Source organism: Desulfoconvexum algidum (assembly GCF_055382125.1).
In genome coordinates this window covers 6,229,177-6,252,253 of the sequence record NZ_AP042394.1, presented here as the reverse complement: position 1 = coordinate 6,252,253, position 23,077 = coordinate 6,229,177, and the positions used below count along the sequence as shown (strand labels likewise).

Here is a 23,077-nt window from a genome sequence, read left to right as displayed (position 1 = left end):
GCCGTTGGCTCCTCATGAAAAACTTTTTGTTGACAGTGAAATTGCTGAAGATGAAAACCATGGTGAACTCGGGTGTGAGGAATGTCACGGGGGCGATCCAGACGAAGAGGATTGGCAAAAGGCCCATATAGGCGTCATCAAAGACCCGTCTTACCCTGATCCTTCCAATGCCTGCGGGGCATGCCATGAAGATATTGCAGAACATTATAAAACCAGCCTGCACGTAAGTCTTTCACCTGAGAAAAAGATGATAGACAAAAGAGCGGATTCGGATCCATTTGTGCATGCAAAGGTTGATGCCGCCAGAGAGACCCATTGCAATTCGTGCCACTCCAGTTGCGGACAATGTCATATCAGCCGTCCGGAATCGGTAGAAGGGGGATTGATGGAAGGCCACCTGTTCCAGAAAAGACCCCCGATGCAGCAGGTTTGTACGGCTTGTCACGGGAGCCGGATCGGCAAAGAGTATCTGGGTAAAAATAAGGGGTATAAACCAGACATTCATAAAGAGAAATATTTTAAATGCAGTAAATGTCACACGGCTGATGAAATGCATGGCGACGGGAAGGATTATGCCAACCGCTATGAAGTGGAAAATGGTCCCAAGTGTTTGGACTGCCATGAAAAGGTCTATGATGCAGCATCTGAAAATACGAAGAATCACTGGATTCACAAGGATCAGGTGAGTTGTAATGTCTGCCATTCCCAGTCCTATAAAAATTGCTATTCGTGTCATGTTGGAAAAGATGAAAAAGGCCTTAAATATTATAAGACCCAAAAATCCGAAATGCAGTTTAAGATTGGCCTGAACCCCCTGAAATCCAAAAAAAGGCCTGAAACATTTGTTACGGTGCGTCATGTCCCCGTAACTCAGTCCTCATTTAAATTTTATGTTGAAAATGGATTGAAAAATTTTGACAGACTTCCCACCTGGAAAATGACGACCCCGCATAATATCAGGCGGAAGACGCCCCAGAACCAGACATGCAATGCCTGTCACGGAAATACAAAATTGTTTCTGATTTCCAGTGATGTTGATGAAAAAGAGTTAAATGCAAATAAAACCGTTATTGTGCCCATGGACAGGATACCCGAAAAAAGGAGGACTGACTAAAGGACAATAACGTTAACGCTAAAAGGAGGAAGTTTTATGAAAAAACGTAATCTGGTTGTCTTGGTACTCATTTCAATGTTGTTTCTCACGGCACAGATCGCCATTGCCAAGGACATGACAGTCACGGATTTGGTGAGCGATGCTAAAAAGGATATTTGTGAGGTATCTGTGTCCGAGGCCAAGGCCTTACTTGATGGAGGCGGATACCTATTTTTAGACTGCCGTACCAGCAAAGAATTTAAGATGGGGCATGTTCCAGGGGCAATGAATATTCCAAGGGGACTTTTGGAATTCAAGATTGATAAAAAGATACCGGACAAAGCTACTGAAATTGTCATGTACTGCAAGAAAGGTTCAAGAGGCTGTCTGGCCACCTGTACCCTTTGCAAGATGGGGTATAAAAACACAAAGAACATGGATGGCGGCTGGGCGGCATGGGAGAAGGCCGGTTACCCTGTTGAATAATCCGTTGTGATGTCATAAAAGGGAGTCGTCCATTTGAACGGCTCCCTTTAAAAATGAGGTTCAAAGACCCGCTAAGTTCTTTGGTGTCTCCCTAATCTTTCATATAGGTTTGGAAAATCTGTTCATGGGAAATATATTTTTCCCGGTCAGGGTCTAAAAGATACAGGTGGATGGCATTGACCCGGCGGAGGATTTCTTGTTCGGCCCGTTTTCTCATACGTTTTTTTGTCTGGATGATTTCTTCTTTCAGGGAGGGGGTTGTCTGGGTGGCATAGTATTTTTCGATTTTATAGGCGATTCGTTTTTCAATAAGTTCTTCGCGTAAGGTGTTGTGGGCATCATCCAGGAACAGCACCTCGGGCATAAGGTCTGCAAAATGGGTCACGGCAATAATATCCTTTTCCCGCTGCCAATACCCGATTAAAAACTCCGGTTCCAGGTCCTTATAGTTTTGAAGGGGCATATACATGCGCCTCAGGTAGAGCAACACTTTTTCTGTTTTTTTCCGATGGCCCCCGATGATGACGGACCCGCCCACCTCGTCTTTTCTCACCCCCTTGGTCCAGGGGGCGCCGGTGATGCCAAAATCAATGCACAAGGGGATTCTCAAGAGGGCTGACATGGTGTTCAGGGCCAGGGCAAATCCGGCCGAGGGCCCCCCCACATTATAGGAGGCGGATAGGAGCTGATGGTGGATGGTGTAGTGCTGCAGCAAGTCCCCGAACAGCCAGGGGATACTGATGTCCGGGGACAATTCCTGGATATAATTTTTGACCATGGTCAAGGCTTCCTGGGCCGATTGTTTGGTCATCTTTACGGCCATGTCCAGCTGGGCCGCATTGGGGGCCGAGGTGGAAACAGCCCCTGTGACAATGATGGAAGATCCGTCCACACGACCTGTGAGACTTGTGGCAATGGGCAACAGCATGCCGGTGACGTCATTGGCGCCCACCCCGATTATAAACCCCACCTGGGGCTCTTTGCTCAGCTCTGTTTCAAGAAATTCGTTGAGCTGGATGGATCCCTTGCGCACCGGGCTCCTGGAAATTTCCCTTCGGGCGGATTCTAAATGGGTTTCAACGATTGGGTATTGTTCTTCCGATGTGATATGTACCACGGATTCCATGATCTGATCATAGTGTTTTACAAAGTTTTTCAGATCATTTTTGATGTTGGCTTTTAACAGGGGGGGGGCTTTGACGGCATCCAGAATCCCCAGGATGGTTTTAAAGTTTAATTTGATGAATTCGTTTTTTTCCTGGTCGGTTGATTCTTTTAGATCCCGAAGTTTTAATAAGACTTTATATTCCGTGCTGCAAAGGGCGATGGCTTTTTCAGTAAATGAAGTGAAATCGGCAGGGGTATTACAGATTCCCTGGGCGGTTTCAATGATTTTCTCCACCTTAAATTGTCGTTTGTGGGGGATATTATCAAATTGTTTTTTAATGATATCAAAAATATCCTTTTGCCGCATATGACCCGAAATTTCCAGGGTTTTAAGCCGCTTGGATCGGATGAGGGCAGGATCCAGGATATCCAGGCGATTGGTGGTCAGCACGGTGAATACCTTGTTGAGGGGAATTTCGCCATCAATGATATTTAAAAATTTATTGGTCAGGGCGTCGGAGGGCTGGCCGCCGGTTCCGCTTCGTTTAGGGGCCAGGGCATCTCCCTCGTCAAAGAAAATTACAGTGGGGGCCACCATCTTTGCGATGTCATAGACTTTTTCAAGGTTGGCAACCGCCCCGTGGACAGGGCTTGCGGAATCCTGCAGGGCAGAAGGGCTTGTGGCAATGTCATGGACTTTCAGGTTAGAGGAGAGCCAGGTCCTGACCAGGAATGTTTTTCCGCTGCCCGGTGGGCCGGTCAGAACCACACCTTTTTCCTCGCTGACCCCGTAATTGAAACAATTGTTGGCCATTTCCGAGAATTTATCCTTGATGTCCCCCACATATTCTTCCCAGTTGACCTTCCTGTCCATGCGATCCACCACCTTGTTGTAGAGTTCTCCATAGACATTTTTGGCCACCAGCTGGAAAGCCGATCTCACAAGGATGCTGTTGTCTAAGAATTCAACGATAAAATCCCCCCGGATGTTAATGATGGATTCAATGAGTTTCCTGACATAGGCCGGGCTGATCTTGAGGCTGCGTTCCTTGAAAATGGCATAGATTTTGTCGGCGGCCTCGTCCAGCGGCTCAGAATCAGGGTGGTAGTGGGTGGGGATCTGGTGACGGTTAATTTCCAAAAGAATGATTTTTTTCAGATTCTCCCGGTTCATCCAGAACTTGGACATATCTATGATGCAGCCTTTTTCCACAAATCGCCGGTAAATGGCCGAGTCAAACCGATGGGCCTGGTCGGTGGTGGCAATGAGAAAACAATCCCGCCGGCCGTCAATGATCTCGTCCAGGACAATATTGCTGGTGTCGATGAGGGTTCGTTGCTGTTTTTCTGCTCCGCCGCCGCCGGGGCTGCTTTCTGATTTTCCAAATGCGGAATGGGCTTCTTCTATGTGGCGGATGGAGGTGACCTTGGGGTGGCCCATGGCCCGTTTGAAATAATTGCCCGGTTCTCCGGACAGGGCGGTCTGGTAATCATTGGGGGTGACGATGGAGGCGTCCACCTCAATGCCCTGCTCTTCAAAATCTGTCAGACTGCTCATGATCCGTTTTCTGAAGATTCGTCGCAGAACTGGAATAGTGGCCAGCCGCCGGTAAAAGGCCAGTTTTTTCTTTCTGGCAATTTTCATTGCAAAGTCAGGGTCCACATCCTCAAGGGCGGCAAAGAGGCTGTGGTTGGCCAGAAGTTCCTCTTTTTTGATTTTCCAGTCCACCGCAGGAATCACCTCACTTCTGAACACCACCTTTTCAAGTGCTTCCCTGACCGTGGCCGATTTGCCGCTGCCGGAGGTCCCTTCCACGAGCATGATGGGGGCCTTTGGCACATCCGGGTCCTCAAGATGTTCTTTCCGGATATGGGCCCGGTAGATTTTATCAAATATTTCTACCAATTCCATGGGCACGTGCAGATCAGTGAGTTCCCGGTCCAGCACGGCAATGAGATAGTGGTACTCTGGTTTTGTCAGTTCTTTTTCAATGACCCGGTTCCAGGAAGCTCCCGGGTTGGTTTCTCCTGAATAGAGAAATCGCTTTTTCCAATCTGTCAAAATTTCCGGGTTGTTGAGCACATTCATCTGTTTTCTTTTCCTGCGCAGGAAAAAAATCATATACAATAGCTCTTTAACGCTGGAAACAAAAGGATTTGGCGCCTTGTACTGGTTAAGGCGGCTTCTGACAAAGGCCTTTGTATCATAGGTCCATGCTGTGGCCATGGATTCTATTTTTTTGATGGTTTCTTCAGGAAGCGTGATATATATTTTTTCTTTTGTGATTCGTTTGGCCATTGGTTCCTCCCAGGCAACAACTTAAGGCGTTGTCTTTCCTATTCCGCTTTTTTCGCCATTTGTTTTTTAACAAAGGAAGGCAATGTCAAAGAAGGGGTTTGCCCACTGCCATGGAGCACAAATGTTGTTTGGTCCGACTGGTTTTTCTCATAGGCGGTTGCCCATTTTTGTTGGGAGAGAAATTCAAACAGGGCCGGGTTTACCTGCTGGTTTTGGTCGCCGCCAAGGGCGATGTGCAGGGATTGGATTCCTTCAAGATATGCTTTGTAGAGTTTCTTAATCCGGTCGGCCTCCTGGTCGGCTGCATAATTATCTGCTTCTGCAATGAGCTGGCGGCGTTTTTTCTCTTCCGTGGCCTCCACCAGTTTGTCCCCGAACCGGGTTTCATTGAGGACAAAACTGACCACCTCAATTCCGTATTTTTCTTCCATGGTTCGGCCGTTTTTGTTGATGGGCCTGTTTTTTAAAGCCTCAAATATCGCTTCTTTGATGGTTTCCCTTTTACTGATGAGGTTGTTGACCTCCTCCCCCTGAAGAATGTCCTTGGAAATACCGTCAAAATCTCCCTGGAGCAGAATTTCAGGGGAAAGATTTTCAATTCCCCATACCGTCAGATCGTTAATCTTAAAGGTCATCAGTGCCGAGGTCCACAAGGCAACGTTTTCCTTGGAAATGATTTTTATGGGGGCAGAAGAGCCTCCCAGATACATGTTCTGGTTCATCAAGGGGACTTCTTTTTCAAGTCGTGTAAAAAAGGGGAGGCGATAATGCCAGCCCACGTCGGTGACGGCCTGTCTTGTCCCTCCGAATTGCTCAAGGATGACCGCATAATTAAGTTTTACCTTGTAAATGACATGGGTGGAATAGACAATGGCTGCCAATGAGTAAAACAAGGCAATGATAACTAAAATAAATGCGGCCCTTCTGGCCATGGTGATGACACGAGCCCGCTGGAGAAAAACGTCTGAAGCCTGATCCTTCATAGCTGCTCCTTTCACTTGAATAAATGATAGGTTTTAGGTGAAACGATTTGTATACCCTAGGAAAAACTTGTAAAAATTATATGAATTCAGCAGGAACCTTCAGACAAAATGGGACGAATTGTAGGTGGATTTCAATATTAGCTATTACTATACATGAAGAAGATGAGCTCGTCAAAAATTATTTATTTATTTTGTTAATTTTGCCATGCCAAGATTTTTTTAAATCTATTACAGCCTTGACAGAAAGCAGATAATTTAATAGAAAATATTAACACTTCTGCCTGAAGGCAGAAAAAAACGACTAAAACGACTAAAATATATACTTACAAAGCCACGAAGGCCCATTATTTTCCTTTTTTTAAGGAAATGGTTCTTTTGTGGTTTTTTTATTTTTGGAGGGGAAATGAACACTGTATTCAAGCTGTGCCTCGGTTTGATTTGCTTGGTTTTTGCGGCAACCGCTGGCGCCGGGACAACAAAACAGATTACAGATGCAGCAGGCAGAGTTGTTGTTATTCCGGAAAAAGTGGATCATATCATCTGCTCAGGTTCCGGTTGTCTCAGGCTTGTGTCCTACCTGGGGGCCCAAAATCTTGTGGTGGGGGTTGATAATATTGAACGACGCAATAATAAATTTGATGCACGTCCCTATTCTTTTGCCAATCCTCAATTTAAGCATCTTCCGGTTTTCGGCGAGTTTCGGGGGCGGGACATTCCTGAAAAAATTATCAGCCTTCCCATCCTGCCCCAGGTGATTTTTAAAACCTATGCCGGATCGGGATATGATCCCATAAAGCTTTCAAAAAAGACAAATATTCCCGTGATTACACTTGAATATGGAGACCTCGTCCATAACAGAAAATCCTTTTACGCGGCGCTTACCATTATGGGCCAGGCCCTGGACAGGCAAGCCCGGGCTAAGGAAGTGATTCGGTTTTTTGACAGCCAGATCAGGCAATTGGAAACTCGGACACAAGATATTGTCCATGCCCAAAAAAAGAGTTGTTTTGTGGGGGGGATTGCCTTTAAAGGACCCCATGGTTTTTCGTCCACAGAACCCCATTATCCACCGTTTCAATTTGTCCATGCAAAAAATATAGCCGACACTCCCGACACGGCAACAACCCTTCGCCAGAGTAATTTTTCCAAGGAAAAAATTCTGGCAATGAACCCTGATGTGCTTTTTTTAGATCTGTCCACCCTTCAAATGGGTGAGGACCAGGGAGGGCTGTACGAACTCAAACATGATCCTGTCTATGGTGGGCTGACAGCCGTTGAAAACCGAGAAGTTTTTGGCATTCTGCCCTATAATTGGTATGCACAAAACTTTGGTTCCATCCTGGCCGATGCCTGGTATATCGGCAAAATTTTGTATCCAGAACAATTTTTAGATATTGTCCCGGAAAAAAAGGCGGATCAGATCTATACCTTTCTTCTGTCAAAACCCATGTTTGAGCAGATGAACACATCCTTTAAACAGATGGTGTTTGAACGGATAGATTTAAATTAGGAGCTTAACATATGCATTTTGACGATGGTCAGCTTCCTGAGGAATACACCCGCTATACCTTGGGAAAATTATTGTTTATCGTGTCGATTCTGATACTGCTGCTCTTTGCCATTGTGGCAAGTGTTTCATTGGGGGCCGTGCACATCAAATTTACAGATGTGTTCAAAACCCTCGTGAAGGCAGATGTGATACAACAATTTGATCTTATCATCTGGAATATCCGTTTACCCCAGACCCTGACGGCAGTTGTGGCAGGTGCTGGCCTTGCCGGTGCCGGAACCGTGATGCAGTCCGTGCTGAGGAATCCTCTGGCATCCCCCTTTACCCTTGGCATTGCCCATGCCGCTGCATTTGGGGCAGCCTTTTCTGTTATGATTCTTGGGTCCGGTGTCATGGCCAGCACCCTGGGGGATGCCGTCAGTATATCCAATCCGCTGCTGACGCTTTTATCTGCCTTTGTTTTTTCCATGGGAACCGCCTGTTTGATCACCTATATTGCAAAGATAAGGGGATCATCACCTGAAGTCATGGTTCTCACAGGCGTGGCCCTGGGCGCATTGTTCACCGCTGGCACAATGATGCTCCAGTTTTTTGCCGATGATGTCCAGCTGGCTGCCATGGTTTTTTGGACCTTTGGGGATGTTGCCAGAACAGACTGGGCGGATCTTGCCTTTTTGTCTGTGATCACTGGTGTTGCCCTGGTTTATTTTCTGACCAATTCATGGAATTATAATGCCATGGATATTGGGGATGAGACGGCTAAAGGTCTGGGGGTGAGGGTGGAAATGGTAAGACTGTCCGGCATGATGATCTCCTCCCTTGTCACTGCGGTCATTATTTCCTTTTGCGGGATTATCGGATTCATAGGGCTTGTGGCCCCCCATATCGTCAGAAGAATCATTGGAGACGATCACCGTTTTCTTATGCCGGCTTCCATCCTGGCCGGGGGGGTGATCCTGCTGGTATCGGATATTGCCGCCAGATTGGTTCTGTTGCCCCATGTTTTGCCGGTATCCATTTTTACCTCTTTTCTGGGGGCGCCTGTGTTTATTTACCTGATTATACGAGGAAATAAAAAATGAGTTTCACTGTAAACGGTCTTGCCTTTCGCTATAAAAACCATGACACCCTGAAAGACATTTGTTTTGACATTCAACAAGGAGAACTCACCGTTATCCTCGGCCCAAACGGAGTGGGGAAAACCACGTTGCTCAAATGCCTGAATAAAATTTTGATACCCCAACACGGTGATATCTTTGTTGGTAAAAAAAATGTCAGAACCATGAATATCAAAGAGGTTGCCAGACATATCGCCTATGTGGCCCAGACGAGCGAAGCTGCAAGAATGACGGTTTTTGATGCCATTCTCATGGGGCGAGGACCCCATATCCGGTACCGGGTCAGCAAGGAAGACCTGATAAAGGTGGATGCGGTTATCCGTCACCTGAACCTTTCTAAATTAAGCCTTAAATACCTTAATCAGATGAGTGGGGGTGAACTTCAAAAGGTCTGCATTGCAAGAGCTCTGGTACAGCAGACCGATCTTTTATTGCTTGATGAACCCACAGCCAGCCTAGATTTGAAAAATCAGACCCATATCCTGGGGCTGATTCGCCATATTATTAAAGACCATAATATGGCAGCGGTCATGACCATGCATGATCTGAACACTGCCATGCGATATGCGGATAAATATATTTTTTTAAAGAATGGCGCTATTTATTCCACGGGAAATATATGTGATATCACCCCCCAAATGGTGGAAGATGTATACGATGTAAAAGTAGATATAATGCGCCACAAAGGTCTTCCCATTGTTATCCCCCGGGAAGACCCGGAAGTTTTAGTGGGCGGTTTAGTGGAAGAGATGGCCCTTCCTGTAACAGATGAACGGGCTGCCTGATTTTTTTATCAAAAAGGAGAAATGATGAATACTCAACAAACCAATTTGCCTGAAATGACCCTTGTCCCTGTGGGCCTTGTCCAAAGTTCCCTTAAAGTTCCTAGTCTCAAGGTCACACGAGAGAACCTTGAGCTTAAGCCTTCAATGGAAGAACTCAAACAGCAGCAACGAGAGATAGCGAACACCCTGAGCGAAATTGTGATATTTAAACAATGGGAACCCTTACTCAAAGGGATAGAGGCGTTTTCCCATATTCTGGTATTGTACTGGCCCCACCTAATAGATCCTGAAAAACGAAATCTTGAACAGGTCCACCCCATGGGGAGAAAAGAAATCCCTTTGCAGGGAATTTATGCGACCTGCAGCCCTGCCAGGCCTAACCCGGTGCTGGTATCGGCGGTTCAATTGGTTGGACGGGAAGAAAATAAATTGATTGTCAAAGGGTTTGAGGCACTTGACCAGAGCCCGGTCATTGATATTAAACCCTATAGTGCCCATTATATGAAAAAGGAAAATCTTGTGTTCCCTGAATGGATGAGGAAAATCAACGAGGAGCTTGGCATTTAAACGACCAGATTTAAACGACCAGATTTAAACGAATTGGTATCAGCCGTTTGTTCTTTGATTCTATCCCAGGTACCCGGTCAAAATTCCCGATTGGGTGGGACCGGTAAAATCAAGGCGAACAATATTTTTTATTCCCTGTCGTGTGAGCATGTCAACAAGCTGTTGTTCACTATAAGACTGTCCCTGTTTGGTTCTTAAAAACATGTTCAGGGAAAACAGGGCCGGGAACAGGGGGCCGTCCATGGTGTTGTTCAGGATAAAGTCATGGATGAATATCTTTCCTCCGGGGTTGAGAGCGGCCACGGCCCTGGCAATTATTTTTTCTGCCATGGCAGGCCCCTCTCCATGGAGGATGTGGGAAAGCCAGGCTGCATCAAATTTTTGGTCAAGACAAAAGGTGTCGTTTGTATAATCATCGGGGATAAAAGAGATGCGATCCGCCACCTTGAAGCGTTCAATGGTTTTTAAGGCAAAGGGTCGGGTGGTGGGAAGATCGCAGACAGCAGCCACAAGATCGGGGTTTTCAAGGCAAAAATGGATGGCAAAGGTGCCGGGGCCGCCGCCAAGGTCCAGGAGGTGCTTACAACCGGTAAGGTCTAATTTTTTTGCCAGACCAGGGGCAATGGCCATGGCCATATTGAACATGCCCATGAGGAAACTTTCCCGCCATTGATCATCGGAAACAGATGTCTCCTGACGGACGGGGCCCCCTTCTATAAGCGCTTTGTCCATATCCACCCAGGAAGGGGCCAGATGGTGGTGGTGAAGGATCATATACCCGATATATTGATGGGATTCCTTTGACAAAAAAGCGGCCGATTCCGGGGTGTTGGCATAGGTTTCCTTGTTCTTGACAAGCAGGCCAAGGGCGGTAAGACCGTTTAAAAGCAGGGTCAGACCCCGCTGTTCTATACCCATTTTTTTTGCCATTGTTTCTCCGGAAAGAGCATCGGTTCCCAGAAGGGTAAAAATATCTAATTTTACACCGGCATGGAGGGTACAGGTCTTCCAATAGTATCCCGACATTTCAAGCAGGGTTCCCGGGTTCCAATCCATTGAGTCTCTCCTTTTTTATTCCTTTCCGATTAAAAAAATACCATGGCCGGCAAAAAGGTTGGGAAGAACCGTGACCTTTTTGCCCTGGCCGTCATTGGTGTTAATGGCGGCTTTTTTCAAAATTTTAAATTCGGCCTGGTCGGCAAAATGCTTAAAATCCTCCAGGCTCAATACCCGGATATTGGGGGTGTTATGCCAGGAATAGGGCAGTTCTTTTGTCACAGGGGCACAGCCCGAGGTCATCAGTTTTAACCGGATTTTTACATGACCGAAATTGGGGAAACTGACCACCCCCATTTTTGCCACCCTGAGCATGGAGCGGATCAGGGCTACGGGCTCATATACCTGCTGCAGGGTCTGGGAGCAGATGGCATAATCAAAGGCATTGTCCGGGTAATCTTGGATTTCTTCATTGATATCTCCCTGGAGAACCGAGAGTCCCCGTTCAATGCATTTTACCACCTTGGACTCTTTGATTTCAATCCCCCGCTCAATGACCTGCTTTTCTCGTTTAAGCCAGTAGAGCAGGTCTCCTTCCCCACATCCTAATCCGAGAATTTTTGATCCCGGGGCAATCCAGGAGGCAATGATTTTCAGATCATATCGTAACGGATTCATGGGCGGCACTCCTTAAAAAACCTTTGACAAGATTGTCCAGCCGGGGGTCCGGCAATAAAAAGGCATCATGCCCCCACTGGGCGTCAATCTCGCAAAAGCTGACATCCAGGTTATTTTTTTTCATGGCCTTGACCATCTCCTTTGACTGGTAGGTGGGATAGAGCCAGTCCGAGGAATAGGAAACTACTAGAAATTTTGCCTTGCACCTGGAAAAGGCCTTAACAAGGGAACCGTTTCCATATTCCCTTGCCAGGTCAAAATAATCGGCGGCCTTGGTGATATACAAAAAGGAATTGGCATCAAACCGTTCGATGAATTTATTGCCCTGGTATTGGAGATAGGATTCCACCTGGAATTCCGCACCGAATTCAAAGCTCAAGGAACTTTTATTCTGGAGTTTTCTCCCGAATTTGAGCCGCATGGATTCATCGGACAGGTAGGTGATGTGGCCGATCATCCTGGCAATGGCAAGTCCCATGTCCGGTTTTTTTTTGCCATAGTAGGCGCCATTGTTCCAATTGGGATCTGCCATGATGGATTGCCGGGCGACTTCATTAAAGGCAATGGCCAGGGCGGAATGACGGCAGGTGGTTGCCAGGGGAACAGCGGAAACCACCATGTCAGGGTATTGGACACACCATTCGAGCACCTGCATCCCCCCGACGGATCCGCCGATGACAGACAATATCTTTTTAATCCCCAAATGATCCACCAGTGCCTTCTGGGCCTTGACCATATCCGTGATGGTGATCATGGGAAAACTAGCGGCATATTCCTTGCCTGTTCCAGGATCAATGGAAGCAGGTCCCGTGGACCCCATGCAGGATCCCAGGATGTTGGAGCAAATGACAAAGTAGCGGTCCGTGTCAATTCCCTTACCCGGTCCCACCATGGTGTCCCACCAACCGGGTTTGGCATCTTCGGGGTTGCCTTTTTTCGATTTGTAGAGGCCTGCCATGTGGGCGTCCCCGGACAGGGCATGGAGAACCAAAACAGCATTGGTTTTCTCTCGGTTAAGGGTTCCGCAGGTTTCATAGGCAATGGTGACAGGACCCAAAGTGGCACCGCTTTCAAGGGCTAACTTGTCTGGGAATCGAGCAAAGGTGAAGGTTTGTTTTTCGACAAGTCCCACTGTGGTGCCGCTTGGTGTATGTCTCAGATATTCACCCATGTTCAGATCTTTTCAAGGGCCTGTTCTAGGTCGGCGCAGATATCATCAATGTGTTCAATTCCTACGGAGAATCTCAGTAGGCAGGGATCTGCCAGTTTGTTTTTTATTTCTTCGGGAAAGGAAATATATTGGGAGGAATAGGGGTGGATGATCAGGGTCTTGCAATCTCCCAAATTGGCAATATTTAAGATCATGGAAAGGCTGTCAATCAGTTTAAAACAGGCCTCCTGGTCCTTTAAACCAAAGGTGAGCATGGTGCCAAATCCCTTGTTGTTAAATTGTTGCTTTGCCATGGCATGGCAGGGGTGATCCTCAAATCCGGGGAAATTTACCCAGCTTACTTTGGGGTGTTTTTGCAGGAAATTGGCGGTTTTAACCGCATTTTCCATGTGGCGTTCCATGCGGACCCCAATGGTGGTGAGACCGATGGCCGTGAGAAAGGAATGAAAGGGGGCCGGGGTGGTGCCAAAGTTGACATGGTATTCCTTCCACATGCGGTGGAGGAATGCCAAATTTCCTCGCTGGGCAATAAAGGGGGCAAAATCCTTGAAGCGCTCTGTTTCCCAGTCAAAATTGCCCGCATCCACCACCACGCCGCCAAGGGCAGCCCCGTGGCCGGAAAAATATTTGGTGGTGGAGTGAAGGATAATATCGGCCCCTAGTTCAATGGGTCGGCAGAGCCAGGGAGATGCCAGGGTGTTGTCCACCAGAAGGGGCACTCCGTTCTGGTGGGCGATATCGGCAATGCGTTGAATATCGGCAATTTCCATTCCCGGGTTGGTAATGGTTTCAATATAGACAAACCGGGTTTTGTCATTGATGGCCGCTTCGATTTTTCCCGGATCAAGGGGATCTGCCAGTTTGACCTGGATATTGTAACGGCTGTAGATATTGGTGAACAGACCATAGGTGGACATGAACAGGGAGGAACTTGCAACAAATTCATCCCCGGCACGCAGCAGCGTCATGCAGGCGTTGTTGATGGCTGCCATCCCTGAGGAGGTCACCACGGCAGCTTTCCCGGATTCAAGGGAGGCCAGTTTTTCTTCCAGAAACCGGTTGGTGGGGTTGCTCAGGCGCATGTAAATATGCTCCTGGCTCTGGCCGGCAAAGGTCTGGCTCAAACTTTCCGCACTCTCGTGGAAATGGGCAGCAGATTGGAAAATGGGCGGCAGGGTAGACCCTTCCCAGTCCTTATTTTTTATTCCGTCGTGGATGGCTTTTGTTTCAAATCGGTATTCAGTTGGTTTCATCTTAGGAGTTATCCTCAAATAATTACAAAAAAATAGGGGTTGAATATCATATTGCGGTGTTTTTTTTCAATATGAATTTATATATAATATGCCAATTTTAATACCAGAAATTTATGGGTTTCCCAAACAAAATATTTCCTTTTCCCATACCGGCTTGACAATTTCCATTCTGAAATACTAAATTGCCTGAAACAAGTTGTGGATAAGGAGGTGTTGTGAAAATTTCCATACGCTGGGCCGTGATTATTGGGTGTATTGTTCTTGTCTGGGGAACCCAGCTGATCATTACCCCCTTTTCTTTTTTTTCAAACAGGCGCGTCATGCTGGGACATACCAAGGATATTATGCAAAATATTCTGGACCTGACTCTGGAGGAAACCCAAAATTTTTTTTCAGTTGCCAGGGGGGCTGCCCATTTGACCAAACGGCTCATTTCATCCCAGGTTGTGAATGCGGACAAGGATCAGATTGAAAAACTGGAATTGTATTTTATAGATCAGCTTGAGCTTTATTCCCAGTTTGCCGGCATCTATTTTGCGACTCCCGGGGGAGATTTTTACTATGTCAACCGGGATTCATCAAGACCAGGGCAAGGCTATCGGTCCAAATTCATAGAGGTTAATGAAGCAGGCCGGCATATCCGGTTTATATGGCGGGACAGACAGATGAACCAGGTGGATGAACGAGAGGATCCCACAGATACCTTTGACCCCAGGAAGCGTCCCTGGTACCAGAAAGCAATCAAAGAAAAAAATATTATCTGGACAGATCCCTATGTATTTTTTTCATCCCAGAAACCCGGAATTACCACTGCCGGGCCGATCTTTGGGGCAGATGGTTCTTTAATCGGTGTGGTGGGGGTTGATATAGAACTGGATGTGCTGTCCCGATTTGTTGGGAAGCTGCGGGTGGGGAAAACTGGCCTGGCCTTTATCATCAACCAGGACAAGGATGTGATTGCCTTTCCCGATGTGGAGCAGGTTAAATACCAGGGGGAGAACAAGGAGGGGAAGATCCGGCTGTCCAAGCTTCATGAACTGGACAATCCCCTTTGTAACCTGGCCTACAACGCCATAAAGACGGCTGCCATAAAAACGGAAACGGAAGAAACCTCCCATGCCCCGGCCTTTGCCGTGTTTGAGTCGGACCAAAAAAAATATTATACCATGTTTACCGGGGTGGCGGCATCCACCATCTCCTGGATGATCGGTGTCTATATTCCAGAAGCCGATTATTTCGGGGAGATCAATGCCAATCGAAATTTGACACTGCTGGTAACCCTTGTGGTTTCGCTGCTGGCCACCATTGGCGGTCTGATGCTGGCCGGTCTGCTTATCCGGCCCATTTCAGAATTGGACCAAGAGGCCCGGCATATTAAAAATCATGATTATTCCTCCCTTCCAAGGATAAAAACGGTTTTTAATCAAATCCAGCGGACGGCAGATACCTTCTATGATATGAAAAATGCGGTGGTGGACTATAAAAAAGAATTGGAAAAAACAGAAAAAATTCATCGTGCTATCTGGAAGCAATTGCAGGCGGCTCGTAAAATGGAGGCCATCGGTACCCTTGCCGGGGGGATTGCCCATGATTTTAACAACATCCTATCGGGTATTTTCGGATATGCGGAACTGCTCCGGGTATCATTGAAACCAGAGGATGAACTTCAGACCCATGTGGATTCGATTACCATGGCCGGAGACCGGGCCAGGGATCTGGTCCGGCAGATCCTGGCATTCAGCTTCCAGGATGTTCATGAACTCAAACCATTGGAAGTACATGCCATTATAAACGAGGCCTGTAATCTTCTGGCCTCTTCCCTGCCGGTTTCCGTAAAAATCATCCGCAATATTGATGAGAATTGTCGCCTTATTCTAGGAGATGCCACCCAGATTCACCAGGTGGCCCTGAACCTGATGACCAATGCATTCCATGCCATGGAAGAAAAGGGGGGGACGCTTTCCATTGGTCTTGAAGAAATCGAGCTGACAGGGGGGCCGCTTCTTGAGGAGATGGAACTGGGGCCGGGGCATTATCTGTGCTACTCGGTTGTTGATACAGGGGTGGGTATTACAAGTCAGGACATGGATAAGATATTTGATCCCTATTTTACCACCAAAGCCCAGGGCAAAGGAACAGGGCTTGGGCTTGCCGTGATTAAAGGCATTGTTCAAAGCCATAGGGGGGGGATTCATGTGGAGAGCAAGCCGGGTAAGGGCAGCCGGTTCGAGATTTTTCTGCCCTTAATTGAGGCAGACCAGAAACCCGTTGACATGGTGGGTCATACCCGGATTCAAAAGGGCAGCGAACACATTCTTTTAGTAGACGATCAAAAAGAGGTGATCCGCATTGAACGTCTGATCCTGGAGGTTTTGGGATATCGGGTGACAACTCGGCTGTCCGGCAGGGAAGCCCTTGAAACTTTTGTTGCATCCCCTTCAACCTATGACATGGTCATCACAGATATGAATATGTCTCAAATGTCCGGGGAAACCCTGGCCCGTGAGCTTATGGCTGTCCAACCCGATATCCCGGTGATTCTCTTGACCGGTTACCATGAAGGCATGACCCGGGATAAAGCCAGGGCCATGGGGATTAAAGATTTTTTGATGAAGCCGGTAAAACTTAAGGAGTTTTCCGCCACCATCCGGGAGATTCTGGACCACCAGACCTGATTTGTTTGTTGACTTTTTTTTTGCTTCCTCGTATCTGTTGGACCGCGGGTTAAATCTGGATTGGAATAAAGAAAAGACAAGGGGAACCCTATGAGAGTATTGAAATCGCTTCGCATGAAACTGATGATTGGCTTTTTGATTATTGCATCCATCACTGCCATTGTCAGCCTGGTCAGTTACAACGGTATGAAAAACCTTGAGAATAAATTTAAAATTGTCATTGAATCCGCTCCTTTGATAGAATCTGCTGTAAATATGAAGCTTTTTGTGGGCCAGGATATCATTGCCGTGATGAAATTAATGGCTGCCCTTGATACGGAAGAACTGGACACCATCTGGAAAGAACATGAGGCCAATATTACCCGGTTTGACCTGTATAAAAAGGGTATTCTTGATGGGGCGACATTGAAATCCAAGACCATTTTTCCGGCAAAAGATGAAACCTTACGCAAGATTGTTCAGGAGACAGGGCTTTTTCACGAACAAGAGTTCAGGCCCAGTTTTAAAATCGCCTATGAACAGATGACCCGGCAATTGTCTGCAGAATCCTATGACTATGAACTCCTGGACACCATTGACGAAAAAATTATTGAAATTGGGTTGGCGCTTACCCAACGGCTGGATCAGGTTATTGGAATTTCAGAAGGATTGATTTCCCAGGCGCAAAAGGATGTCCAGACAGAAAAGGCCCGGGCCAATACCCTGTTGTTGGCCGCGACATTGATTGGTATTGGTGCTGCCGTATTCCTAGGTATTATCATCTCCGGAAAGGTGACAGGTCCGGTGAAAAAAGCCGCCGACTTTACCCAGACCATTGCCGAGGGTGACTTTACCCATTCCCTTGAAACGGATCAGAAAGATGAAGTCGGTTCCATGGTTATTGCCATGAATCAGATGGTAAAAGGGATTGCCCGGGTGTTTAAGGATATATTATCCGGTGTCACCACTCTCAATGAAACCTCTTCGGACCTGTCCAATATTTCCGAAGAACTCAAGGCCGGTGCAGAGGATATGTCCCAACGATCCGAGTCTGTGGCAAAGGGCGCCCAGATCATGCGGGATGGGATTACGGCGGTGGCAGCCAGTGCGGAACAATCTTCCTCCAATCTGGATACGGTATCCGCTGCCATGGAGGAGATGACAGCCACGGTAAATGAAATTGCAAAAAATACCAGCGAGGCAAGAACCATTGCTCAGACAGCCGTGAGCAGTGCTGAACATGCTTCTGTGACCGTGAACGAACTGGGGGAAGATGCCCGGGAAATCGGTCAGGTAACCGAAGTGATTTCAACCATATCTGGACAGACCAACCTTTTGGCCCTGAATGCTACCATTGAAGCCGCCCGGGCAGGAGAAGCCGGCAAAGGATTTGCCGTGGTGGCCAATGAAATCAAGGACCTGGCCCAGCAGACAGCAGCGGCAGCCAGCAGCATTGCGGAAAAGATCAGCAGGATCCAGCACTCTTCCCAGGGGACCGTTGATGAAATCAAACAGATTTCTTGTGTGATCAATGAGGTTGAGACCATTGTCTCTTCTATTGCAGGCTCTGTTGAAGAGCAATCCATCACTTCAAGGGAAATTGCCCAAAATATAGCCCAGGCAGTCGAGGGTATCCATGAAACCAATAAAAATATTGCAGAATCTTCCGAAGCTTCTGGCAAAATTGTCCAGGATATTACCAGTGTAAATAAGACCTCAAAAAAGGTGACAGGCTCCAGCCAGGAGGTCAGTGACAATGTACAAAAACTTAACGATTTTGCTGCCAGTCTTCAGCAGATGTTAAGCCGGTTTAAGCTGTCTTAAATTGGAGAACAACACAAGGTAAATAATGATAGATATTTTAGAATTCACATTGGAGCGGCTGATCCAGACCTTTGACAAGGAGTATGGGAAGGGCCGATTCCATGCCCATGCCCTTTTTCGGGATATCTTTAAACAGGGAAATACAGCTTTTCTTTTCAGCCCGGAATTTTTAGATTCCCCCCGGTTTGCCCGGGCTCTGGAAGGAAAGATATCTGTTAATCCGGGGGAGGTGGTGAAAACCTTTGAGGAAGGAGAGCTGACCAAGTTTATCACAAGATTGGGGGATGGCCTTGAAATCGAATCGGTTATCATCCCCATGACCCGGCATAATACCCTTTGTGTCTCCAGCCAGGTGGGATGCAAAATGGGGTGTAAATTTTGTGAAACCGGCCGCATGGGGTTTAAACGAGATTTAAGTATTTCCGAGATTACCGGCCAGGTTTACAATGCCCGGCACACCCTGAAAAAAGACATTAAAAATATTGTGTTCATGGGCATGGGTGAGCCCCTGGATAATTTTGATAATCTTATGGGCGCGATCCAGATCATGAATGAGCAGCAGGGCTTTGACATTGCCCTGCGCCATATGACCGTGTCCACAGTGGGGCTGGTTCCGGGCATTGAACGATTGGGCAAACTTACCATGCCGGGTCTTCGTCTGGCCATTTCCATCAATGCACCCAATGACGCGATTCGTTCGCAGCTCATGCCCCTGAACAAAACCTTTCCCCTGGCGCGGTTAAAAAAGAGTCTGACGGATTTTCCCCTGGCTAAAAGGGGGATTTTTTTGTTTGAATATATTTTAATCAAAGGGCTTAACGATTCCCCTGTTCATGCAGAGCTCCTGGCTGATTTTATTCACCCTTTGCCGGTTCGGCTTAACCTCATTGCCTATAACCCTATCAAGGGACTTGACTATGCGAGTCCCAGTGACGGTCAGATGCATGAATTTGCCGATCTTTTGTCGGCAAGGGGAATAATGGTCATTAAGCGCTGGAGCCGGGGCCGATCCGTTGCTGCCGGCTGCGGTCAGTTGGGGCGTAATGTCTGATATAAAAGAACTCAACCAGATTGTGCGTAATATCATCACTGCAAATTCCTATGGGGCCCAGATGGAAACCGGTCAAAAATTGTTTGCATACACGGTCCGCCGGGATATTGATCAAGAACTCAGGGCGTTTGCTGAGAATATTGCCATGCTGATGATCCAGAAAGAGGGACGGGAGCTCCATCTGGAGTTTATGAACGATGACCTTCAAAAAACAAGCCGTCAGCTTCATGTTGCAAAACATGATCCATTGACCCACTTGCCCAATCGTGGGCTTTTCTATGAAAAACTTGCGGCCTTTTTTGAGATTTCTCAAAAAAAGGGGGACAAGTTGGCATTGATTCTGCTGGATCTGGATAATTTCAAGCCTGTTAACGACACCCATGGCCATGATGCAGGAGATGCCCTTTTAGGCCAGGTTGCATTGCGCATAAAGGAGGTTGTCAAAGATTCTGGTATTGCGGCTCGTCTTGGCGGTGATGAGTTTGTTGTCCTTTTACCGGATCTACAGAACAAAAAAGAGGCATACGTCATTGCTCAAAAAATACTGCTCAGTATTAAAAAACCGTTTAAGTTAACCTCTGCCATGGTTTTTATTGATTCCTCCATCGGGATCTGTTTTCTGGACCAGACAACAAAAGGCCCCCGCACCCTGTTAAAAAATGCGGATCTTGCCATGTATGAGGCCAAAAAAGCGGGGCGAGGGCGATATGTGGCACATATCAACGAGGAATAGCCATCAATTGAACGGTATCAAATCGTTGGACATTATATTATCAATATGGCCGTTCCTGAAAGGAAAATATGTTCATACAATTTGTTGTATAGTTCCTTGCAGAAAGAATGGTTCTGCAAGGGTCTCATCCGAAAGTGATTTTCAAAAAATAAAAAAAATCTTTATTTTTTAGATGCTATCCATTGCCCAACGAAAATAATTATCGCCACCCCAATAATAACAATGGTACCGCCTATAAGGGTCGTTAAATTTGGGCGTTCCCCTAAAAATAGAACAGCACCAGTTATTGAAGATACCGGTAACAGGAGCAAGAAAGGCATCACCTGATTGACATCATATTTTTTTAAAATATGATACCATATACCGTACCCGAGCATGGTCATTATAACGCCAAGATAAATAACAGTCCCCCAGCCTATTATTGTAGCATTCTTGATAGATTCGAGTTGGCCGCGTTCAATTAATAGAGACGCAATAAACATCTGTGGACCCGCAAAACATGAAAGCCATGCGATGAGTTGAAATCCTGTGATCGAAACCATCATTTTAATCATGACTTGGCCGAGAGACCAGGTGAATGCACCACAGACGACCAAAAAGGTTGAAAACAATTGATTGCGTATACTTGGTGCACCGGCAATCAATCCAACTCCAAAAAATACCACAACCATTCCTAAAGCACGCATCCATCCCAGATTGTCTTTTAAAATAATGGAGGCAAGCAATGCGCCAAACGGAACTTCTAATTGAACTAAAAGGACAGCCGTCGATGCATCCAATCCTTTAAGACCGGTAAATGTAAGACCATACTGGATTGTTGCACTGACCAGTGCCAATAAGAAAATAATCCTCAATTGTCCCATGGGGGGCGGGTAAAACCAGCAGAGGATTAATGCCGACAAGGAAAACCGCAAGCTCATTAAAAAAAGGGGCGGGAATTCATTTAACCCGGCTTTTGCAAAAGTGAACCCCATGCCCCAAATGAAAGGCACAGACAATGCCAGCCCAAAATCTTTTACAGTAAGGCGCAGCATATATATCTTCCTATTTCACTCAATGTTTCAGACCTTGTCCCCTCCCTTTTCAATATTTTGCATCTAATTCTGCTTCTGTCGAGGTCACAAGTTGGCTATCTTTTTAACCCCTACTGAATTCCTGCTATCACCTCAATCTCAACATCGAGATTATCATCTATTCCAGCAACAGCAACTGCATTTCTTGCAGGTCTATTTTCTGGGAAAAATTTAACATACACTTCATTCATCTCGTCCTTATCTTCAATGGAAGAAAGAAATACATCAACCCTTAACACCATGTCCATGGAAGAACCGGCAGCTTCAAGAATAGCGCTGATGTTTTTGAGTATTCTTTCTGTCTGCTGTGCAACACTGTCATGTACGCTTTTGGATGTTTCGGGGTCTTCTGATGTCTGGCCTGAAACAAATACTAAATTACCAAATTTAACTGCCTGGGAATAAGGTCCGGGCTCGGGAGCATTGGATGTATAAATTATCTCTTTTTTCATTTTATTTTTCCTTTTTTATAAAATTATAAATTAACACTGTCTATTTCTTGCAAATAAGCTCTTGGGGGAATTCAATGAATTTTTCACACCCGTTTTCGGTGATAAGGATGGGTTCACTACATTCAAATCCATATTTTTCAAGCCATATTCCGGGCATGAAATGCAATGTCATTCCAGGCTTTAAAATGGTTTTATCGCCGGGTCTCAGGCTGACGGTATGCTCTCCCCAATCCGGGACATAATTAAGGCCATAGGAATATCCCACCCGGGACGGTTTCACAAGACCGGTATGTGAGATTGCCAGTCTCCATTTTTCTTCAACTTCTTCGGCCGTCACCCCGGGCTTGATGAACGAGAGTGTTTCCCTAAGCCCGGTTATTACACTGTCGGCTGTCTTTTTGAGATCATCCGGTGGATCACCCAGATAAACCGTACGGGCCAGGGGAGCGTGGTATCTGTGCCGTGCCCCGGCCAGTTCAAGAAGTACGACGTCATTTTTTTGATATTTTCTGTCTGGATGGAATGTAAGATGGGCCGTGGATGTTCTCTGTCCCGATGGCATAATGGGAAAAAGTGCTGTGGAAGAACCGCCAAATTCATCTGTGCCTGCAATCTGACCCGCCGCTACCATGGCGGCGACATCTTTTTCCCAGACACCTACATTGATCTGCTTTACAGCCGTATCCATTACGTTTTCACAGATCTGTGCCGCTTGTCTCATATATGCTATTTCTGCCGGAGATTTTATGGATTTTACCCAATTGACAAGATTTGTTCCGTCCATGGGGGTTGCCTGGGGCAATTTTTCTAAAAGAGTGAGATACATTCTGGCGTTAAACCAGTATCCATCCATTTCCATTCCCAAGGTTTTTTTATCAAGTCCCATTTTGCCCAGCAGATCAGCCAACCAGATCATTGTATGGGTATACCTGGATTGTACATATTCATCCGGGTATCCGTGGAGCTGATCATCGGTCAGCCATGAGGTTATTCTTGCACCATTTCTATCCTGTTCCCTGCCGAACCAGAACGGTTTTTCCTGATCAAGGGAGAGTATGACACCCTGGTGTACATAAAATGACCATCCGTCATATCCTGTCAGATAGTTCATGTTCCCAGGATCCATGACAAGGAGCATCTCCATGCCTGCCTTGTCCATCATCTCTTTGGTTTTTCGGATTCTTAGTTGATATTCTTCTTTGGAGAAGATCAGTTCTTTTTTCATTTATCGACCCTTTCTATCA

At 46.5% G+C, this 23,077-nt stretch carries 19 protein-coding genes; 10 read left to right on the top strand and 9 right to left on the bottom strand.

What is annotated here, in order from left to right; all coding sequences use genetic code 11:
- Positions 1–4 precede the first annotated feature (4 nt).
- On the top strand, positions 5–1,114 hold the full coding sequence (locus ACZ45G_RS28130) for a hypothetical protein (RefSeq protein ID WP_464173904.1): 1,110 nt from the start codon (positions 5–7) through the stop codon (positions 1,112–1,114).
- A gap of 36 nt (positions 1,115–1,150) precedes the next feature.
- On the top strand, positions 1,151–1,579 hold the full coding sequence (locus ACZ45G_RS28125) for a rhodanese-like domain-containing protein (RefSeq protein ID WP_464173903.1): 429 nt from the start codon (positions 1,151–1,153) through the stop codon (positions 1,577–1,579).
- A 91-nt stretch (positions 1,580–1,670) separates the two neighbouring features.
- Here the strand turns inward: ACZ45G_RS28125 and ACZ45G_RS28120 are convergent, their stop codons facing one another.
- Together ACZ45G_RS28120 and ACZ45G_RS28115 are read right to left on the bottom strand one after the other, a co-directional pair.
- Complete coding sequence (locus tag ACZ45G_RS28120) at positions 1,671–4,985, bottom strand: AAA family ATPase (protein ID WP_464173902.1); 3,315 nt, start codon at positions 4,983–4,985, stop codon at positions 1,671–1,673.
- 38 nt (positions 4,986–5,023) lie between these two features.
- On the bottom strand, positions 5,024–5,968 hold the full coding sequence (locus tag ACZ45G_RS28115; protein WP_464173900.1) for an SPFH domain-containing protein: 945 nt from the start codon (positions 5,966–5,968) through the stop codon (positions 5,024–5,026).
- 403 nt (positions 5,969–6,371) lie between these two features.
- Here ACZ45G_RS28115 and ACZ45G_RS28110 point away from each other — a divergent pair, with 403 nt between their 5' ends.
- The 4 genes from ACZ45G_RS28110 to tsaA are packed head-to-tail and all read left to right on the top strand — an operon-like array spanning position 6,372 to position 9,948.
- Positions 6,372–7,478, top strand: a complete 1,107-nt coding sequence (locus ACZ45G_RS28110; protein ID WP_464173899.1) for an iron ABC transporter substrate-binding protein — start codon at positions 6,372–6,374, stop codon at positions 7,476–7,478.
- A gap of 11 nt (positions 7,479–7,489) precedes the next feature.
- Positions 7,490–8,560, top strand: coding sequence for a FecCD family ABC transporter permease (locus ACZ45G_RS28105; protein ID WP_464173898.1), 1,071 nt, complete (start codon positions 7,490–7,492; stop codon positions 8,558–8,560).
- Positions 8,557–9,381 carry an ABC transporter ATP-binding protein gene (locus ACZ45G_RS28100; RefSeq protein ID WP_464173897.1) on the top strand — a complete coding sequence of 275 codons (825 nt, stop codon included), beginning with the start codon at positions 8,557–8,559 and terminating at the stop codon, positions 9,379–9,381. The genes ACZ45G_RS28105 and ACZ45G_RS28100 overlap by 4 nt, the downstream gene beginning before the upstream one ends.
- 24 nt (positions 9,382–9,405) lie before the next feature.
- On the top strand, positions 9,406–9,948 hold the full coding sequence (tsaA, locus tag ACZ45G_RS28095) for a tRNA (N6-threonylcarbamoyladenosine(37)-N6)-methyltransferase TrmO (RefSeq protein ID WP_464173896.1): 543 nt from the start codon (positions 9,406–9,408) through the stop codon (positions 9,946–9,948).
- A gap of 60 nt (positions 9,949–10,008) precedes the next feature.
- Here tsaA and ACZ45G_RS28090 read toward each other — a convergent pair whose 3' ends face one another.
- The 4 genes from ACZ45G_RS28090 to ACZ45G_RS28075 are packed head-to-tail and all read right to left on the bottom strand — an operon-like array spanning position 10,009 to position 14,046.
- On the bottom strand, positions 10,009–11,004 hold the full coding sequence (locus ACZ45G_RS28090) for an SAM-dependent methyltransferase (protein ID WP_464173895.1): 996 nt from the start codon (positions 11,002–11,004) through the stop codon (positions 10,009–10,011).
- A 15-nt stretch (positions 11,005–11,019) separates the two neighbouring features.
- Positions 11,020–11,622: a methionine biosynthesis protein MetW gene (gene metW / locus ACZ45G_RS28085; protein WP_464173894.1), complete on the bottom strand. Its 603-nt coding sequence runs from the start codon at positions 11,620–11,622 to the stop codon at positions 11,020–11,022.
- A complete protein-coding gene (gene metX / locus ACZ45G_RS28080) occupies positions 11,603–12,793 on the bottom strand; it encodes a homoserine O-acetyltransferase MetX (RefSeq protein ID WP_464173893.1) in 1,191 nt (396 codons plus the stop codon). Before metX ends, metW begins: the two co-directional genes overlap by 20 nt.
- A gap of 2 nt (positions 12,794–12,795) precedes the next feature.
- Entirely contained in the window at positions 12,796–14,046 is a 1,251-nt protein-coding gene (locus ACZ45G_RS28075; RefSeq protein ID WP_464173892.1) for an O-acetylhomoserine aminocarboxypropyltransferase/cysteine synthase family protein, read from the bottom strand.
- Positions 14,047–14,261: 215 nt separating this feature from the next.
- Between ACZ45G_RS28075 and ACZ45G_RS28070 the strand changes: the two genes are divergently transcribed.
- From ACZ45G_RS28070 to ACZ45G_RS28055, 4 genes are all read left to right on the top strand, one after another.
- Positions 14,262–16,721, top strand: coding sequence for an ATP-binding protein (locus tag ACZ45G_RS28070; protein WP_464173891.1), 2,460 nt, complete (start codon positions 14,262–14,264; stop codon positions 16,719–16,721).
- Between the two features lie 90 nt (positions 16,722–16,811).
- The gene (locus ACZ45G_RS28065) at positions 16,812–18,524 is read left to right on the top strand and encodes a methyl-accepting chemotaxis protein (protein WP_464173890.1); all 1,713 of its coding nucleotides are present in this window, start codon (positions 16,812–16,814) and stop codon (positions 18,522–18,524) included.
- Between the two features lie 25 nt (positions 18,525–18,549).
- On the top strand, positions 18,550–19,575 hold the full coding sequence (rlmN, locus tag ACZ45G_RS28060; protein ID WP_464173889.1) for a dual-specificity RNA methyltransferase RlmN: 1,026 nt from the start codon (positions 18,550–18,552) through the stop codon (positions 19,573–19,575).
- The gene (locus ACZ45G_RS28055) at positions 19,568–20,308 is read left to right on the top strand and encodes a diguanylate cyclase domain-containing protein (RefSeq protein ID WP_464173888.1); all 741 of its coding nucleotides are present in this window, start codon (positions 19,568–19,570) and stop codon (positions 20,306–20,308) included. Before rlmN ends, ACZ45G_RS28055 begins: the two co-directional genes overlap by 8 nt.
- 161 nt (positions 20,309–20,469) lie before the next feature.
- Here ACZ45G_RS28055 and ACZ45G_RS28050 read toward each other — a convergent pair whose 3' ends face one another.
- The 3 genes from ACZ45G_RS28050 to ACZ45G_RS28040 form a co-directional block, all read right to left on the bottom strand.
- A complete protein-coding gene (locus ACZ45G_RS28050) occupies positions 20,470–21,342 on the bottom strand; it encodes a DMT family transporter (protein ID WP_464173887.1) in 873 nt (290 codons plus the stop codon).
- Between the two features lie 110 nt (positions 21,343–21,452).
- Complete coding sequence (locus ACZ45G_RS28045) at positions 21,453–21,833, bottom strand: RidA family protein (RefSeq protein ID WP_464173886.1); 381 nt, start codon at positions 21,831–21,833, stop codon at positions 21,453–21,455.
- Positions 21,834–21,873: 40 nt separating this feature from the next.
- The gene (locus ACZ45G_RS28040; RefSeq protein ID WP_464173885.1) at positions 21,874–23,058 is read right to left on the bottom strand and encodes a M24 family metallopeptidase; all 1,185 of its coding nucleotides are present in this window, start codon (positions 23,056–23,058) and stop codon (positions 21,874–21,876) included.
- Between the last annotated feature and the right edge of the window lie 19 nt (positions 23,059–23,077).

What these genes read in the sequence shown, in the direction of transcription:
- ACZ45G_RS28050 (WP_464173887.1), bottom strand. Translation starts at nt 21,342, where the DNA reads ATGCTGCGCCTTACTGTAAAAGATTTTGGGCTGGCATTGTCTGTGCCT.
- ACZ45G_RS28115 (WP_464173900.1), bottom strand. Translation starts at nt 5,968, where the DNA reads ATGAAGGATCAGGCTTCAGACGTTTTTCTCCAGCGGGCTCGTGTCATC.
- ACZ45G_RS28075 (WP_464173892.1), bottom strand. Translation starts at nt 14,046, where the DNA reads ATGAAACCAACTGAATACCGATTTGAAACAAAAGCCATCCACGACGGA.
- ACZ45G_RS28045 (WP_464173886.1), bottom strand. Translation starts at nt 21,833, where the DNA reads ATGAAAAAAGAGATAATTTATACATCCAATGCTCCCGAGCCCGGACCT.
- ACZ45G_RS28105 (WP_464173898.1), top strand. Translation starts at nt 7,490, where the DNA reads ATGCATTTTGACGATGGTCAGCTTCCTGAGGAATACACCCGCTATACC.
- ACZ45G_RS28110 (WP_464173899.1), top strand. Translation starts at nt 6,372, where the DNA reads ATGAACACTGTATTCAAGCTGTGCCTCGGTTTGATTTGCTTGGTTTTT.
- metX (WP_464173893.1), bottom strand. Translation starts at nt 12,793, where the DNA reads ATGGGTGAATATCTGAGACATACACCAAGCGGCACCACAGTGGGACTT.
- ACZ45G_RS28100 (WP_464173897.1), top strand. Translation starts at nt 8,557, where the DNA reads ATGAGTTTCACTGTAAACGGTCTTGCCTTTCGCTATAAAAACCATGAC.
- rlmN (WP_464173889.1), top strand. Translation starts at nt 18,550, where the DNA reads ATGATAGATATTTTAGAATTCACATTGGAGCGGCTGATCCAGACCTTT.
- tsaA (WP_464173896.1), top strand. Translation starts at nt 9,406, where the DNA reads ATGAATACTCAACAAACCAATTTGCCTGAAATGACCCTTGTCCCTGTG.
- ACZ45G_RS28065 (WP_464173890.1), top strand. Translation starts at nt 16,812, where the DNA reads ATGAGAGTATTGAAATCGCTTCGCATGAAACTGATGATTGGCTTTTTG.
- ACZ45G_RS28040 (WP_464173885.1), bottom strand. Translation starts at nt 23,058, where the DNA reads ATGAAAAAAGAACTGATCTTCTCCAAAGAAGAATATCAACTAAGAATC.
- ACZ45G_RS28090 (WP_464173895.1), bottom strand. Translation starts at nt 11,004, where the DNA reads ATGGATTGGAACCCGGGAACCCTGCTTGAAATGTCGGGATACTATTGG.
- ACZ45G_RS28120 (WP_464173902.1), bottom strand. Translation starts at nt 4,985, where the DNA reads ATGGCCAAACGAATCACAAAAGAAAAAATATATATCACGCTTCCTGAA.
- metW (WP_464173894.1), bottom strand. Translation starts at nt 11,622, where the DNA reads ATGAATCCGTTACGATATGATCTGAAAATCATTGCCTCCTGGATTGCC.
- ACZ45G_RS28125 (WP_464173903.1), top strand. Translation starts at nt 1,151, where the DNA reads ATGAAAAAACGTAATCTGGTTGTCTTGGTACTCATTTCAATGTTGTTT.
- ACZ45G_RS28055 (WP_464173888.1), top strand. Translation starts at nt 19,568, where the DNA reads ATGTCTGATATAAAAGAACTCAACCAGATTGTGCGTAATATCATCACT.